At 54.8% G+C, this 14,599-nt stretch carries 15 protein-coding genes and 1 pseudogene; 9 read left to right on the top strand and 7 right to left on the bottom strand.

All coding sequences use genetic code 11. From position 1 onward, the window contains the following. Nucleotides 1-310 precede the first annotated feature (310 nt). Entirely contained in the window at nt 311-1,315 is a 1,005-nt protein-coding gene (locus BG910_RS02705; RefSeq protein WP_089035514.1) for a quinone-dependent dihydroorotate dehydrogenase, read from the top strand. A gap of 134 nt (nt 1,316-1,449) precedes the next feature. Here BG910_RS02705 and BG910_RS02700 read toward each other — a convergent pair whose 3' ends face one another. Next, a complete protein-coding gene (locus BG910_RS02700) occupies nt 1,450-2,673 on the bottom strand; it encodes a sugar MFS transporter (protein WP_089037102.1) in 1,224 nt (407 codons plus the stop codon). A gap of 327 nt (nt 2,674-3,000) precedes the next feature. Between BG910_RS02700 and BG910_RS02695 the strand changes: the two genes are divergently transcribed. Beyond that, a complete protein-coding gene (locus tag BG910_RS02695; protein ID WP_089035513.1) occupies nt 3,001-3,405 on the top strand; it encodes a YqaA family protein in 405 nt (134 codons plus the stop codon). A 57-nt stretch (nt 3,406-3,462) separates the two neighbouring features. On the opposite strand, the gene pmbA is transcribed toward BG910_RS02695, so the two are convergent. Further along, nucleotides 3,463-4,794 carry a metalloprotease PmbA gene (gene pmbA, locus BG910_RS02690; RefSeq protein WP_089035512.1) on the bottom strand — a complete coding sequence of 444 codons (1,332 nt, stop codon included), beginning with the start codon at nt 4,792-4,794 and terminating at the stop codon, nt 3,463-3,465. Between the two features lie 116 nt (nt 4,795-4,910). On the opposite strand from pmbA, the gene yjgA reads away from it, so the two are divergent. Both yjgA and recJ read left to right on the top strand, forming a co-directional pair. Then, nucleotides 4,911-5,429, top strand: a complete 519-nt coding sequence (gene yjgA / locus BG910_RS02685) for a ribosome biogenesis factor YjgA (RefSeq protein ID WP_089035511.1) — start codon at nt 4,911-4,913, stop codon at nt 5,427-5,429. Nucleotides 5,430-5,619: 190 nt separating this feature from the next. Further along, the gene (gene recJ / locus BG910_RS02680; RefSeq protein WP_089035510.1) at nt 5,620-7,320 is read left to right on the top strand and encodes a single-stranded-DNA-specific exonuclease RecJ; all 1,701 of its coding nucleotides are present in this window, start codon (nt 5,620-5,622) and stop codon (nt 7,318-7,320) included. Between the two features lie 530 nt (nt 7,321-7,850). Here recJ and BG910_RS12120 read toward each other — a convergent pair. Beyond that, nucleotides 7,851-8,081 (bottom strand): bacteriocin transporter, encoded by a 231-nt coding sequence (locus tag BG910_RS12120; RefSeq protein ID WP_123805295.1) that lies wholly within the window; start codon nt 8,079-8,081, stop codon nt 7,851-7,853. Between the two features lie 104 nt (nt 8,082-8,185). Continuing rightward, nucleotides 8,186-8,308: a hypothetical protein gene (locus tag BG910_RS12940; protein ID WP_269766458.1), complete on the bottom strand. Its 123-nt coding sequence runs from the start codon at nt 8,306-8,308 to the stop codon at nt 8,186-8,188. A 585-nt stretch (nt 8,309-8,893) separates the two neighbouring features. Here BG910_RS12940 and BG910_RS02675 point away from each other — a divergent pair. The 4 genes and pseudogenes from BG910_RS02675 to BG910_RS12710 all read left to right on the top strand — a co-directional run bounded on the left by BG910_RS02675 (nt 8,894) and on the right by BG910_RS12710 (nt 11,279). Beyond that, on the top strand, nt 8,894-9,871 hold the full coding sequence (locus BG910_RS02675; RefSeq protein ID WP_089035509.1) for a DNA polymerase III subunit delta': 978 nt from the start codon (nt 8,894-8,896) through the stop codon (nt 9,869-9,871). A 9-nt stretch (nt 9,872-9,880) separates the two neighbouring features. After that, on the top strand, nt 9,881-10,231 hold the full coding sequence (locus BG910_RS02670) for a PilZ domain-containing protein (protein ID WP_089035508.1): 351 nt from the start codon (nt 9,881-9,883) through the stop codon (nt 10,229-10,231). A 4-nt stretch (nt 10,232-10,235) separates the two neighbouring features. Then, nucleotides 10,236-11,021: a TatD family hydrolase gene (locus BG910_RS02665; protein ID WP_089037101.1), complete on the top strand. Its 786-nt coding sequence runs from the start codon at nt 10,236-10,238 to the stop codon at nt 11,019-11,021. Nucleotides 11,022-11,045: 24 nt separating this feature from the next. After that, nucleotides 11,046-11,279 (top strand): annotated as a pseudogene (locus tag BG910_RS12710) (putative hemolysin). Between the two features lie 66 nt (nt 11,280-11,345). Here BG910_RS12710 and lysM read toward each other — a convergent pair. Beyond that, nucleotides 11,346-11,711: a peptidoglycan-binding protein LysM gene (gene lysM, locus BG910_RS02655; protein ID WP_267897813.1), complete on the bottom strand. Its 366-nt coding sequence runs from the start codon at nt 11,709-11,711 to the stop codon at nt 11,346-11,348. 333 nt (nt 11,712-12,044) lie between these two features. Between lysM and BG910_RS02650 the strand changes: the two genes are divergently transcribed. Continuing rightward, nucleotides 12,045-12,725 (top strand): sulfite exporter TauE/SafE family protein, encoded by a 681-nt coding sequence (locus tag BG910_RS02650; RefSeq protein ID WP_089035506.1) that lies wholly within the window; start codon nt 12,045-12,047, stop codon nt 12,723-12,725. Between the two features lie 188 nt (nt 12,726-12,913). Here the strand turns inward: BG910_RS02650 and BG910_RS02645 are convergent, their stop codons facing one another. Next, nucleotides 12,914-13,717 carry a sulfite exporter TauE/SafE family protein gene (locus BG910_RS02645; protein ID WP_089035505.1) on the bottom strand — a complete coding sequence of 268 codons (804 nt, stop codon included), beginning with the start codon at nt 13,715-13,717 and terminating at the stop codon, nt 12,914-12,916. Between the two features lie 3 nt (nt 13,718-13,720). Then, nucleotides 13,721-14,473, bottom strand: a complete 753-nt coding sequence (pssA, locus tag BG910_RS02640) for a CDP-diacylglycerol--serine O-phosphatidyltransferase (RefSeq protein ID WP_089035504.1) — start codon at nt 14,471-14,473, stop codon at nt 13,721-13,723. Between the last annotated feature and the right edge of the window lie 126 nt (nt 14,474-14,599).

Below are 14,599 nucleotides of genomic sequence, written 5' to 3'. Positions count from 1 at the left end.
AAAAATGAAAACTTTGAAATATCAAAAAGTTGTCTGGAATCAAACTCATAAAACCGGTTGATTTTCAACGCTACTTTTTGAAGTTCCTACAATCTGTTCCCTCTCCTGCACCTTGCGCGGGAGAGGGTTAGGGAGAGAATGGTGCTTCGTAGAAGCACGTCCTGCATGGCTTCCAGACGGTCTTACGAATTTACTCCGGACAGTGGCGCTCCTGCGCGGGAATGACGGATTTAGCGTTTCAGACGGCCTCACCGCCTTGCCCTTTAAGTGTTAAAATACCTCCGATTTTCACTACCCATCCGAGGCCGCCATGTACTCCCTGATCCGTCCGCTGCTGTTCAAATTCGACCCCGAACAAATCCACCATCTGACCATCAATGCGCTGCGCACCGTGCAAAAGCTCGGTCTGGTTCCCGTTACCGACAACACCGCCCGCCCGACCAAGCTGATGGGCATTACCCTGCCCAACCCCGTCGGGCTGGCTGCGGGTTTGGACAAAAACGGCGAATGTATCGACGCATTCGGCGCGTTCGGCTTCGGTTTTGTCGAAGTCGGCACCGTAACCCCAAAGCCGCAGGACGGCAATCCCAAGCCCCGTCTGTTCCGCGCGCCCGAATACCAAGCCATCGTCAACTGCATGGGGTTCAACAACCACGGTATCGACGCGCTGATTAAAAACGTCGAAGCCAGCCGTTACAAAGGCGTCATCGGCATCAACATCGGCAAAAACGCGGTAACGCCGATTGAAAACGCCGCCGACGATTATCTCATCTGCCTCGAAAAAGCCTACGCACACGCGGGTTACATCGCCGTCAACATTTCCTCGCCCAACACCAAAAACCTGCGCTTGCTGCAAAGCGGCGACGAATTGGCCGCTTTGCTGGAAACGCTGAAAAACAAACAGGCCAACCTCGCCGCGCAACACGGCAAATACGTTCCCCTCGCCGTCAAAATCGCGCCCGACCTCGACGAAGTCCAAATCGCCGACATCGCCCGCGTGGTCAAATCGGTGGAAATGGACGGCATCATCGCCACCAACACCACCATCGACAAAACCGCCCTCGGCAGTCACCCGCTCGCGCAGGAGCAGGGCGGCTTGAGCGGTTTGCCCGTACGCGACAAAAGCAATCGGGTTTTGAAACTTCTGGCCGAACACCTCGACGGCGCGCTACCGGTTATCGGCGTGGGCGGCATTATGCAGGGTGCCGATGCCGCCGAAAAAATCCGCTTGGGCGCAAGCGCCGTGCAGATTTACAGCGGCCTGATTTACAAAGGTCCCGCGCTGGTGAAAGAGTGTTTGGCGGCGGTTCGCTAGCGGAGCCGATGCGTATTCTGTTAATTTGCTGTTTTATATAAAAAGTTCGGGTCGTCTGAAAACATTTTCAGACGGCCCGAACTTTCTATTGCGGATACCGAACGGCGTGCTCCGTGCGGTTTGGTCAGAGGGTGTTACGACTCATCCGCTTTATAACCTTGAACCGCAAAGAAAATAATGTAAACGTAGCAGATGGCGGAAACGACAAACGAAATCATCAAGCCGTAGTTGTCGGCAGCCCAACCCTGAATCACGGGCACAACCGCGCCGCCCACAATCGCGGTACAAATCACGCCGGAAGCCGCGCTGGTGAATTTGCCCAGGCCTTTGGTGGCCAGCGAGAAAATGGTCGGGAACATGATGGAGTTGAAGAAACCGATGGCCAACAGCGCCCACATCGCCACGTCGCCGTTGCTGACCAAAATCGCCGTCAGCAAGAGCGCAACCGCCATGGTGGCGTTAAACGCCAGATATTTGTTGGGCGCAAGTTTGGTCATGACGGCCGAACCGAGGAAACGTCCGACCATCGCGCCGCCCCAGTAAAACGACAGATAATGCGCCGCATCGGAGTGACTCAAGCCTTTCAGATGGCCCATGACGTTGACCAGCAGCGAGCCGATGGATACTTCCGCACCCACATAGCAGAAAATGCCGGCTGCGCCGAAAACCAAGTGTTTGTATTGCCAAACGCTGGTTTTACCGTCGTGGTTGGCTTCGGTTTCTGCCTGCGCAATCGCGCGAGCATCCGGCAGTTTGATCATTTTCACGGCCATCGCCAAAATAATCAGCAAGCCCGCCAAACCCAGATACGGCATCTGTACGGACGAAATTTTATCGGCTTCGCTGGCTTTTTGAACCGCATCGCCCAAAATCAGAAACGCACCGATTTGCGGCGCAATCGTCGTACCCAAAGAGTTAAACGCCTGCACCAGCGTCAGCGTGGCCGACTCTTTGCCCGGTTTGGCCAACAGCGTCACATACGGGTTGCCCGCAACCTGAAGCAGGGTAACGCCCGAAGCCAGGATAAACAGCGCACCCAGAAAAATCGCGTAAGAGTGGCTGCCCGCCGCGGGATAAAACAGTGTACAGCCGACCGCAGTCAGCAGAAAGCCGCCGATGACGCCGTTTTTATAGCCGAGTTTGTCAACGAGATGTCCCATCGGAATCGACATAATCGCGTAAGCGGTAAAAAAGCAGAACTGAATCAGCATTGCCTGAACATAAGTCAGCTTGAAAATATCTTTCAGATGCGGAATCAGAATATCGTTCATGCAGGTAATAAAACCCATCATGAAAAACAGCGAGGTCAGCACCACCAGCGCGGGGGTGTGGTTTTGCTGTTGGTTTTGCGTAGACATTTTAATTGTGCCTTTCATTTCAAAAAAGTAACACCGAACCTCGGGTTAACTTAAATTAACGACAAAACGGAATCATACGGAAATTTTGTGCATTTGCAAGATATAAAATTACAAAGATAAGGCCGTCTGAAAAGGGAATGGTGGAAGCCAAACTTCTATCTATATGAAAAAAATGAAAAAATAAAATATTTGTACGGTTGTTTCCGCAGGGTGGCGAAACGGTTTTCAGACGGCAGTTTGATGTAACGCAAAAATACCGATGTAAATAAAATCAGTAGTTTAGGAGATTTGCTGTTACACTCCGCCATCCCGTTTTCCGTTTCAGCCATGTTATCCGCCTACATCGCCCTGACCGCCTCCGCCTTTACCTCCGCAACCATCCTGCCGGGCACGTCCGAAGCCGCTTTCGCCGCTTTTCTCTACCGCTACCCGCAGGAGGTTTGGGGCGCGTGGCTGGCGGCGGGTTTGGCCAACGGTTTGGGCAGCATGGTTTCCTACGGCATGGGGCGGCTTGTTCCCGACCGTAAGAGGCCGTCTGAAAAAGTATTGCGCCGGTTTGAGCGTTGGGGCGTGTGGCTGTTGCTGTTTGCCTGGGTACCCGTTGTCGGCGATGCGCTTCCCATTGCCGCCGGCTGGCTGCGGCTGGACCCGCTCAAATGCAGCCTGATGCTGCTCGCCGGCAAATTCATCCGCTACGGCGTGATTCTGGCCGGTATCAAGGCGCTGGTGTAACTGTTTTTCCCGCCAAAACAAAGGCCGTCTGAAATTCAGACGGCCTTTATCACACCCTCATGCCCCCGCGATGGTCATTGCGCCAATCAAAACCGAACCGATTTTGTTGGACGAACGTTTGAGCGGGTCGTCGGCGATGCCGGCGATGTTCAGATACATATCCTGCAAACGCCCCGCAATCGTGATTTCCTGAACGGGGTAGGCGATGACGCCGTTTTCCACCCAAAAGCCCGCTGCGCCGCGCGAATAGTCGCCGGTGATGGTGTTCACGCCCTGACCCATCAGTTCGGTGACGAGCAGCCCCGTGCCCATTTCCTTGAGCAGGTCGGACTGCGCGGCATGGGTGTGGCTCAGGTAGAGGTTGTGTGCGCCGCCGGCGTTGGCGGTGGTCTGCATACCGAGTTTGCGCGCGCTGTAACTGCCGAGGAAATAGCCTGCGACGACGCCGTTTTCAATCACGAAACGCGGTTTGGTCGCCACGCCTTCGGTGTCGAAATGGCTGCTGCCGAAGGCGCGGGGAATGTGCGGCTCTTCACGCAGGCTGACGAAATCGGGCAGAATTTTCCGGCCGAGGCTGTCGATGAGGAAACTGCTTTGGCGGTAGAGCGCGCCGCCGCTGAGTGCGCCGACAAGATGGTTGATGAGGCCGCCTGAAACGGTGGGGTCGAACAAAACGGGATAGCTGCCCGTGGGCACGCTGCGGCTGCCGAGGCGGCGGACGGTACGTTCGGCGGCGGTTTGGCCGACGGATTCGGGCGTGTCCAAATCTTCGCGGCGGCAGGCGGCGTCGTACCAGTAATCGCGCTGCATGCCCGCTTCGTCGGCGGCAACGACGCTGCACGAATAGCCGTGGTGCGTGCCCTGCTGGTGTGCCATAAAGCCGTGGCTGTTGCCGTACACATATTGAAAATGGTCGGTCTGAACGCCGGCACCTTCGGAATTTTCAATCCGCGCGTCGGTATCCAACGCCGCCTGTTCGCAGCGTTTGGCGAGTTCGACCGCCTCATCGGCGCTCAAATTCCATTCGTGATAGCGGTCGAACCCGCCGGTATCCGCCGCCATCAAATCCGCATCGGCCAAACCCGCGCAGTCGTCTTCGGCGGTGTAGCGGGCGATGTCGATGGCGGCTTTGACCGTGTCGTTTAAGGCTTTGGCGGAAAAATCGGCGGTGCTGGCGCGGCCTTTGCGTCGGCCGACGTAAACGGTGATGTCGAGCGAAGTGTTTTGCTGGAACTCGATTTGTTCGATTTCATTCAGGCGCACGCTGACGCTTTGGCCGACGGATTCGCTGAAATCCGCTTCGGCGGCGGTTGCGCCGTATTTTTTTGCCAGCGCGAGCGTGTCGGAACAGAGGGCGGTAAGTTGTTCGGGGGTATGGTTGAACAGCATGGAAACGTCCGGAAAAAATTTCCGCTATTCTAACCGTTTTCAGACGGCATTGGGGGCGGCTGGCGCATCCCGTGTTAAAATACGCGCTTTAAAATTCCGGCCGCAGCGAGCAGAAAATGATGGAGCAAGAAGACGAATGGGTCAGCAAAACCCACATGAAACAGCAGATGAACGATTTGCAGGATTTGGGCATGGCGCTGACCAAGCTCTCAACCGACACGCTGAAAAAAATCGGCATCGACGACGATTTGTTTGAAGCCGTGCAGGCCTACAAAAAAATCACCTCCAACAGCGCGCTCAAGCGCCAAGCCCAATACATCGGCCGCCTGATGCGCGACACCGACCCCGGGCCGATCAAGCGCTACCTTGCCAAACTGCGCGGCGACAACGCCGCCCACAACGCATTCCTCCAGCGCGTCGAGCAAGCCCGCGAACGCCTGATTGCCGGCGACGACGCGCTGACGAAATTCATCGCCGACTATCCGCACGCCGACGCAGGCAAATTGCGCACATTAATCCGCAATACCCGCAAAGAACAGGAACAAAACAAACCGCCGAAAAATTTCCGCGCGCTGTTTCAGGAAATCAAAGCCGTGATGGAGCAGGGCGCAGAAGCGGGCGGGGCGGAAGAATAAAAACAAGGTTTTTCAGACGGCCTTTGTCAGGTCTGACGCAGACAGCCAGCCGGTCAGGCCGTCTGAAAACAGACACGCCGCCTGCTCCTTGAATATCAAATCAAACACCGTACTTTTTCAGACGGCCTGCCGCACAAGGCCGTCTGAAATTCCGTTTCCAACCCAAAAAATCCAAGTAAAACACCACACCATGTCCGTCAAAATCCAAACCCGTCCGTTCGACCAAAACATCTGCGACGCCTTAATTCACTCCGGCGCCGACCCGCTGATTGCCCGCCTCTGCGCCGCGCGGGAAGTTAAAACGCCCGACGAGTTGGACGACAAACTCGCCGGCCTTTTACCCTATCAAACGCTGAGGGGCTGCGAAACGGCGGCGTCGCGGCTGGCGGATGCCGTGCAGAAGCAGGAAAAAATCCTGATTGTAGCCGACTACGATGCCGACGGCGCGACGGCCTGCGCGGTCGGCATGAGCGGTTTGGGCGCGATGGGTGCGCGCGTAGATTTTCTTGTGCCCAACCGCTTTGAACACGGCTACGGCCTTACGCCCGAGCTGGCGGAAATCGCCGCCGCGCAGGGCGTGGATTTGCTGGTAACGGTCGATAACGGCATCGCCAGCCTCGCGGGCGTGGCACGGGCGCAGGCGTTGGGGATTGATGTCGTCGTGACCGATCACCACCTGCCCGCGGAAAGCGTGCCGGACTGCATTATCGTCAACCCAAACCAGCGCGGCTGCGGCTTTGCCAGCAAAAATCTGGCGGGCGTGGGCGTAATTTTTTATGTCTTGACCGCCTTGCGCGCCGAATTGCGCCGCCGCGGCTATTTTTCAGACGGCCTCAAAGAGCCGAATCTGGCCGAACTCTTGGATTTGGTCGCATTGGGCACGGTTGCCGACGTTGTGCCGCTCGACCACAACAACCGTATCCTCGTTTCGCAGGGGCTTAAACGGATGCGCGCCGGCAAAATGCGCCCCGGCATCCGCACCCTGTTTGAAATCGCGCGGCGCGACTGGCGCAAGGCGCAGCCCTTCGACATGGGCTTCGCGCTCGGACCGCGCATCAACGCCGCCGGCCGCCTTGACGACATGTCGGTCGGCATCGCCTGCCTGCTCGCGCCAAACGAAGCCGAAGCCCAATCGCTGGCCGCACAGCTCAACGATTTGAACATAGAGCGCCGCGAAATCGAGCAATCCATGCTGCAAGACGCGCTCCGCGCCTTTCCCGAAACCCTGCCGAACGGCCAAACCACGCTCACCGCCTACCGCAACGACTTCCATCAAGGCGTCGTCGGCATCGTCGCCAGCCGTCTGAAAGACCGCTTCCACCGCCCGACCATCGTCTTCGCTCCCGCTGACAACGGCGAAGTACGCGGATCGGGGCGTTCCATCCCCAACCTCCACCTGCGCGACGCGCTTGATTTGGTCAGCAAACGCCACCCCGATTTGATTTTAAAATTCGGCGGACACGCCATGGCCGCAGGTTTGAGCATACGCGAAGCCGACGTTCCCCTTTTTCAGACGGCCTTCGAAGCCGCCGTGCGCGACATGGTTCACGAAGACGACCTCTCGCAAACCTTCATCACCGACGGCAGCCTGCCCTCCGACGAAATTACCTTGGCACAAGCGCAAAACCTCGCCCGACACGTCTGGGGACAGGGCTTCGCCCCGCCGAGTTTTACCGACGAATTTCACGTCGTACGCCAACAGTTTATGGGTGCGGAAGGCAAACACAAAAAAGTGTGGCTGCAAAAAGACGGCTACGAATTCGAAGCCATGTTTTGGCGTTGCAGCGACGAAATCCCCGCCCGCATCCGCACCGTGTACCGCCCCGTGGCAAACGAGTGGCGCAATAATGTGGAATTGCAGCTTTATGTGGATTATTGGGAAGCGGTTTGAGGCCGTCTGAAAAATGGTTTTCAACCTGCGTAGGTGCGGTTGGCTTTGCTCCAAGCAAAGTGTAACCGTACAAGTCTGTATGCCGTCTGAAAGCATTTCAACCTTTCAGACGGCATTTTTACCGTTTCAGGATGTTTGTACTACGGATTCTGAAAAAAAACATGGCTTGAAATTTTGGAAAATTGAACGGATTTTGCAGCCGGTTGAATCCGGTAAATAAACAGGGCATTTTGATTTTTGATCAAAATGCCCTATTGCTTGAGTCAGAAGATTAGTATGACAAATTCTGCCCTTGTCCTCTGGATTTGCAGTCGGTGACATGTTGCGACCAGCTTGTACGTTCGCTAGATGTATAACTGCCATCTTTAGGGCTCGCGGAACTATCCTGGCAGATAGGATCTGCCTGTTTTGAAGCGGAACCCATCGGATAAGGGTTGACAGCTAAGTCGTCACTGTCTGTATAGGCACAGGCGCTTATGCTGAAAATACAGGTGAGTACCAAAAACTTCTTCAATAATGGCATGTTAACATTACCATTTTTTTGAAAAAGTTATTGAACCAAAAGACGAAGAGTTAGTTCCTACGCCATTAACATGAGAAAAATTCTTTCCAACGGTAAAACCAAAGCCACCGTTATCAGGTTTATAGGCTAAACCGATGCTACCGCCGATATATTGTCCAGGGTTGCCACCGCCGCCACCAAACAAGGAAAAATTGCCGCCTGCTACATTTTCCAATTCATGTTGATTCAATTCTTGCATAATAATCTCCTTAAGATTAAAAGTTTAGACTCAAAATAATGAAGAAAGAAAAATTTCTTCATATCCGGATAGAAGAAACAACCGTGCTTCTTCCATCCAAATTCTTAATCTCGTTCTTCCTGTCGGAAAATGCTGTCTGTCCGGCGCGGATAAAAACCGAAGTATGCGGGTATCCAATCTTCGCCGCCGGCTACTTTTTCCAATTCTTTCAGGCTCAATAGTTTCATAACTGTATAACTGCCTTGCCAAGTTTGTGCATATTTGGCGTATGTTTTTTATTAAGAAAATATTGTCAGTTTTTTAATCTGACAAATAATTTGCCGAACCGTATGCGGCGTTTTCGTGTAGGACAGCAGTTTTCTGACTTCGTTCCCTTCTTTCAGGTTAGGTTTCAGAAAAGGCGTTTTAAATTTCTTTTACTTTGGAATCATAAAGTGATTTGATAATTTCATAATGAGATTAAGTTTCTTTTTCAAAATTTGCCGCATGTCGGGGTTTAAGACATTGAAGCAAAACATGGTCATGTTAAATTATTTTAATGGTTATTATATTTAAGGTAATTAATATGTATTTCTGTTAACCCTGACGGGTTTTATACGGCTTTGCCGTGAAAACACACATCTAATGTCGTCTGAAAAGTTTGAAATGCTTTCGGACGGCATTTTGTCCATCTAAGCCGTTCATACGGTTACGCCGCTTTAGGCGGCTGACCGTGCCTGCAACGGCAGATGCCGTCTGCCTTCCCCCTTTTCAGACGGCCCTAACCGTTTCTCTTGTATAATTCCGTTTCCCCAATCCGCGAAATTTCCGACATGATTTATCCGTGGCACCAACCCCAATGGCGGCAGCTGGCGGCGCATTGGCAGAACCGCCCGAACGCTTGGCTGTTTACCGGCCGGCAGAATACGGGCAAGACGGCGTTTGCGCGTTTTACGGCGCAGGCTTTGTTGTGCGAGTCGCCGACGGAGGGCTGCGAGCCGTGCGGCGTATGTGCGTCGTGCCATTTGTTTGCGCAAAACAGCCATCCCGATTTTTACGAGCTGACGCCGGAAATCCCCGACGGCGAGGCGGTGGGGCGCAAGCTGTTGCAGATTAAAATCGACGCGGTGCGCGCGGTGGTGGAGGATATTTATCTGACGTCGGTGCGCGGTGGGCTGCGGGTGGTGCTGGTGCATCCGGCAGAGAATATGAATGTTCAGGCGGCCAACGGTTTGCTCAAGGCTTTGGAAGAACCGCCGGCACACGTTGTTTTCCTGCTCGTCACCCATGCGCGCGACAAACTTTTGCCGACGATTAAAAGCCGCTGCCGCCAACTGGTTTTGCCGCCGCCCTCGCGGGAGGCGGCGCTGGATTATCTGCGTGGGGAAGGAGTGGAACAGGCGGAGGCGCTGTTGGCGTTTCACAGCGGTGCGCCTTTGTTTGAGGCGGCGCCGGAGTTGGACGGTGTGCGCCGCGAATTGCTGGATTTGCTCGCTGCGCCGCGCCTGTTGGCAATTTTGGATTTTGCGGCGGCGTTTGATAAATTGAAACAGCCGCTGGCGGTGTTTATCGATTGGATGCAGAAATGGCTCTTGGATGTGGGTTTGGCGCAACAGGGGATGCCGCCGCTGTATTACCCGGAATATGCGCAGAAGCTGGCGGATACGGCGGCGAAAACCGACGCGGGCAGGCTGTTTGCGCTGACAGGCCGTCTGAATGCGCTCAGCCCGTATGGCTACCATACGTTAAGTGTTAAAATGCAGCTCGAGTTTCTGCTCACCGAGTACCTTGAATTTTGGCAAAACAAATAGGAAAAAATAATGGAAAACAGCAACATTCCGGGCAAGATGATGTCCCTCCAACTCAAAGAAAAAGTCATGCTCTACAACTGCTATATGCCGTTTTTGGAAAACGGCGGGCTGTTTGTGCCGTCCGAAGACGTGTTTTCGCTGGGCGACGAAATCCTGCTGGCGGTTGAAATCGGCAATCACGCCAAGCGTTTTCTGCCGACCAAAGTGGCGTTTATCAACCCCGCGCGCACCTCTGCGCACCGTCCCAAAGGTGTCGGGCTGGCGTTTACCGACCTCGACATCTGTATTCAGACCAAAAACCTGATTGAAGCCGAATTAGGCAACCACCTGCGCGATGAACGCGCAACATTTACCCTTTAAAATCATGCAATTAATCGATTCGCATTGCCATCTGAATTTCGACGGCCTAAGCAGCCGCCTGCCCGAAGTGTTTGCCAATATGGCGGCGCAAGACGTGAAGCAGGCGCTGGCCGTCAGCGTCAGCCGCCAAAGTTTTGACGAAGTGTTCGCCATCGCCGAGGCAAATGCGCACATTTTCTGCACCGTCGGCATCCACCCCGACCGCGAAGACGCGGAAGAATTCAGCGTAGCCGAAATGGTCGAAAAAGCCCGCCATCCGAAAGTGGTCGGCATCGGCGAAACGGGGTTGGATTATTATTGGTGCAAAGGCGATTTGGGCTGGCAGCACAAGCGCTTCGCCGACCATATCCAAGCCGCCAACGAAGCGGGTTTGCCTGTTATCGTGCACACCCGCGATGCGGCGGCGGATACGCTGCGGCTGCTGAAAGAGGGCGCGGCCAATTCGGGCGTGATTCATTGCTTTTCCGAAGACACGGTATTCGCCGAAGCCGCGCTGGATTTGGGGCTGTATATTTCGTTTTCAGGCATTCTGACGTTTAAAAACGCGCCGCTGATTCAGGAAGCGGCAAAATATGTGCCGCGCGAACGAATTTTGGTCGAAACCGACGCGCCGTTCCTCGCGCCCGTCCCAAAACGCGGCAAGCCCAACGAGCCGTCGTATGTGCGCCATACCGCCGGGTTTCTCGCCAAACTGCGCGGCGAAACGCTGGAAGAAGTGGCTGAATATACAACGGAAAATTTCTACCGGCTGTTTCGCAAAGTGCCGGGACTGCAAGCAGAGGCCGTCTGAAAAATCCGGAGAAAGGAAATCTGTATGAACAAAACCTTGATTTTGAGCCTTGCCGCCGCGTTGACCGCCTGCCAATCGTAAAAATCCGCCGAACCCGAAGCCGTCGGCATGACTAATCCCGCGTCGGTGTTCTGCGTCAAACAAGGCGGCAGGCTGGAAGCGGAAAAAGACGTGCAAGGCAATGAATACGCGTTGTGCCATCTGCCGGACGGCAAAGTGGTGGAAGAGTGGGAATATTTCCGTGCACACGCGAAGTGAGTTGAAATGGCAAAAGGCCGTCTGAAATATTTCAGGCGGCCTTAATTTTTACTTCAAATCATCAGCTTACGCAGGAATGTGCAGTTTCTGGCCGACGTAGATTTTATCCGGATGGCTCAACATCGGTTTGTTGGCTTCGAAAAATTTCATGTATTGGTTGGCGTCACCGTAGTATTTTTTCGCAATGGACGCCAGCGTGTCGCCTTTGATCACGTCGTGATACTGCGCTTCGGTCGCGGCGGGGAGCTGCAAATCGTTTTGCACGTCAGACACGCCGGTCACGTTGCCCGCGGCCAAAACGGCTTTTTCCGCTGCTTCCTGCGACGGTGCGGTACCGCCCAAAACGACTTTGCCCGTTGCACCGTCGAATTCGACCGACGGGCCGGTCAGACCGAGGTTCTGTTGTTCGACATAAGCCTGCCTGAATGGCAGCGGCGGCTTTGGCGTTCAAATTCTCCACGCTCGCTGCGGATTGTGCGGCAACTTCCGCTTCGTCTTTTCCGAACAGTTTTCGCCGGCACCTTTGATAAAGCTAAACAAACCCATGTTTTCACTCCTGAAAAGTTGATTAATCTGTAAATGGAACAATTCCGGCGCAGTCGGACGGGGCATATATTTATATGAAAACAAGTTTAGGGAAAGTTTGCAGCGGCGGTCTTACCTTGTTTTACAAAAAGACGGTGTGGGCGGGTTGTTGTTACAATAGTGGCGGCTTTCAGACGGCCTAAAATCCTCCTTTTCCACTTTCTATTTTTTCAGACGGCCATGAACGGCGACATCACTTTTTTCACTTTATTCCTGCTCGGCTTTTTCGGCGGCGGCCACTGCGTCGGCATGTGCGGCGGCCTGAGCAGCGCTTTTGCCTTGCAGCTTCCGCCCAACCTCAACCGCTTCGGGCTGATTGTTCTGCTCAATTCCGGGCGCGTGGCCAGCTATGTCTTGATCGGCCTGATTGTCGGGCTGGTCGGGCAGGTCGGCATTTCGCTGGACGACACGCGGCTGTTGCAAAACGGCCTTTATCTGGCCGCCAACATTCTGCTGCTTTTGCTTGGGCTTTATCTGGCGGGGCTTTCCGCCGTTGCCACGAAAATCGAAGGCATCGGCCGGCCGGTGTGGAAACGGCTCAACCCGCTTTTAAACAAGCTGCTGCCGCTCAAATCCGCCACTGCCTGCTTCGGCGCAGGAATGCTGTGGGGCTGGCTGCCCTGCGGTTTGGTGTACAGCGCCTCGCTTTACGCGCTGGGCAGCGGCAGCGCGGTTGACGGCGCGCTGTATATGCTGGCGTTTGCGCTGGGCACGCTGCCCAATCTGCTGGCGATGGGCTGGTTTGCCGCACAGTTGAAAGGTTTTCTGCAAAAACGCAGCGTGCGGCTCGCGGCCGGGTTGCTGGTGGCAGGCTGGGCGCTGTGGCGGCTGGCGGTATTTTTTGTGCCGTTCGGGCATTGAGAAAACGGCGGAAACTGAAAAGGCCGTCTGAAAACAGCAATTCTGTTTTTCAGACGGCCTTGATGGTTTATATATAGCATTCAAATTATAGTGAAGTAAATAAGAAAGATACAAGGCGGCAAGCCGAAGACAGTAACAAGTAGTACGGTAAGGCGCAGCCAACGCTGTAGATTTCTTATTTTAATTCACTATAGTTTCAACGCCATATTCAGCGCAATTAAGAGCAGCAAAATGCCAAACGCGGTTTTGAGTTTTTTCGCCGGCAGTTTGTGCGCCGTTTTCACACCCAGCGGGGCGCAGGCGACGGTGGCGATGCTCAATACGGCGACGGCGGGCAGGTAGAGGAAACCGAGCGAACCGGCGGGCAGGTCGGAGACGTTCCAGCCCATAACGAGATAGCCGGTGGTTCCCGCCACGGCGATCGGCCAAGCGAGGCCGCTGGAGGTGCCGATGGCTTTGTGTGCTTCCATATTGCAATACATCAGAAACGGCACGGAAAGCGAACCGCCGCCGATGCCGACCCAGCTCGAGGCTGTTCCGAATACGATGCCGACGGCGGTCAGCCCGCCCGTTCGCGGCAGGCGGCGCGAGGGTTTGGGGTTGGCGCCGGTGAGCGTTTTGATGGCGATGGCGAGCAGGAAGACGATGAAGAAAATCTGCAGGCCGTAAGTGGGGATAAACTTGGCGGAAACCGCGCCGAGCAAGACGCCTGCAATCATGCCCGGGCTCATGCGCAACACGGTTTGCCAGTCGATAGAGCGCTTTTTATGCTGTGCGTAAACGCTGGAAAGCGTGGTGAACACCATCACAGCAAACGACGTGCCGATGGCCAGATGCTGCGCGTAGGGATGGCCGCCCGCGTTTTGCAGTTGCAATACCCACAAAACAATCGGCACGATAATCGTGCCGCCGCCGACGCCGAAGAGGCCGGCCAAAAATCCCGCAGCACCGCCCGCAGCAAGCAGGGCAGCAATCATCGTAAGATAATCCATTTTTCAGACGGCCTTTCTGCGCTTTCTCAACCAACGGCGCACCGCCATCACATAGCCCGAGAGGCTGTAGCCGAAGAAAAACAGAAACAGAACCAGCGACGGCTCCCAGGTAATCAGCAGCAGCAGCAATACCGCTACCACCATGCCCATAAACGGCACTTTGCGGCGGATGTTGATTTCCTTAAAGCTCCAAAACGGAATCTGCACAATCATCGACAAACCCGCAAACAGCGTGATGCCCAGCGCCCACCAGCCTACATGGGAGAAGCGCTCGACGCTGTGATCGACCCAAATCAGGCCGACAATCAGTGCCGCCGCCGTCGGGCTGGGAATACCGATAAACCAGCGCTTATCGACCTTGCCGATGAGCGTGTTGAACAGCGCCAGCCGCAAGGCCGCGCAGGCGCAGTAGATAAACGCAACCGAATAGCCGATTTTACCAAACTGCCAAAGCTGCCATTTATACGCAATCAGCGCGGGCGCGACGCCGAAGCTGACCATGTCGGCCAGGCTGTCGAGCTGTTCGCCGAACGCGCTCTGGCTGTTGGTCCAGCGCGCCACGCGCCCGTCCATGCCGTCGAGCAGCATGGAAATAAACACCGCAATCGCCGCAATTTCGTATTTGCCGTGCATCGATTGGGTAATGGCGAAAAACGCCGAAAAAAGCGCCGCGACGGTAAAGGAGTTGGGAAGCAGGTAGATGCTGTTCTGCCGCAGCGACGCGCGCGGCGGGATTGGGTTTTCAGGGTTTTCCATAGGATATTTCTGCGGGTTGGAACGTATTTTCTAGGCATACCTTATACGTTATCGCGGGATAGGGCAAGGGGTTTTCAGACGGCCTTAAACATGTTAATGCCGTCTGAAACTCAGGTTTCCCCTGTA

This window comes from Neisseria chenwenguii (genome assembly GCF_002216145.1).
Classification (GTDB): domain Bacteria; phylum Pseudomonadota; class Gammaproteobacteria; order Burkholderiales; family Neisseriaceae; genus Neisseria; species Neisseria chenwenguii.
Note: the sequence above shows the minus strand (reverse complement) of the source record. Positions and strands in the feature narration are given on the sequence as shown.

Excerpts from the sequence above, each read along its gene's own strand:
- BG910_RS02705 (WP_089035514.1), top strand. The coding sequence starts at position 311 with ATGTACTCCCTGATCCGTCCGCTGCTGTTCAAATTCGACCCCGAACAA.
- BG910_RS02700 (WP_089037102.1), bottom strand. The coding sequence starts at position 2,673 with ATGTCTACGCAAAACCAACAGCAAAACCACACCCCCGCGCTGGTGGTG.
- BG910_RS02695 (WP_089035513.1), top strand. The coding sequence starts at position 3,001 with ATGTTATCCGCCTACATCGCCCTGACCGCCTCCGCCTTTACCTCCGCA.
- pmbA (WP_089035512.1), bottom strand. The coding sequence starts at position 4,794 with ATGCTGTTCAACCATACCCCCGAACAACTTACCGCCCTCTGTTCCGAC.
- yjgA (WP_089035511.1), top strand. The coding sequence starts at position 4,911 with ATGATGGAGCAAGAAGACGAATGGGTCAGCAAAACCCACATGAAACAG.
- recJ (WP_089035510.1), top strand. The coding sequence starts at position 5,620 with ATGTCCGTCAAAATCCAAACCCGTCCGTTCGACCAAAACATCTGCGAC.
- BG910_RS12120 (WP_123805295.1), bottom strand. The coding sequence starts at position 8,081 with ATGCAAGAATTGAATCAACATGAATTGGAAAATGTAGCAGGCGGCAAT.
- BG910_RS12940 (WP_269766458.1), bottom strand. The coding sequence starts at position 8,308 with ATGAAACTATTGAGCCTGAAAGAATTGGAAAAAGTAGCCGGCGGCGAA.
- BG910_RS02675 (WP_089035509.1), top strand. The coding sequence starts at position 8,894 with ATGATTTATCCGTGGCACCAACCCCAATGGCGGCAGCTGGCGGCGCAT.
- BG910_RS02670 (WP_089035508.1), top strand. The coding sequence starts at position 9,881 with ATGGAAAACAGCAACATTCCGGGCAAGATGATGTCCCTCCAACTCAAA.
- BG910_RS02665 (WP_089037101.1), top strand. The coding sequence starts at position 10,236 with ATGCAATTAATCGATTCGCATTGCCATCTGAATTTCGACGGCCTAAGC.
- BG910_RS02650 (WP_089035506.1), top strand. The coding sequence starts at position 12,045 with ATGAACGGCGACATCACTTTTTTCACTTTATTCCTGCTCGGCTTTTTC.
- BG910_RS02645 (WP_089035505.1), bottom strand. The coding sequence starts at position 13,717 with ATGGATTATCTTACGATGATTGCTGCCCTGCTTGCTGCGGGCGGTGCT.
- pssA (WP_089035504.1), bottom strand. The coding sequence starts at position 14,473 with ATGGAAAACCCTGAAAACCCAATCCCGCCGCGCGCGTCGCTGCGGCAG.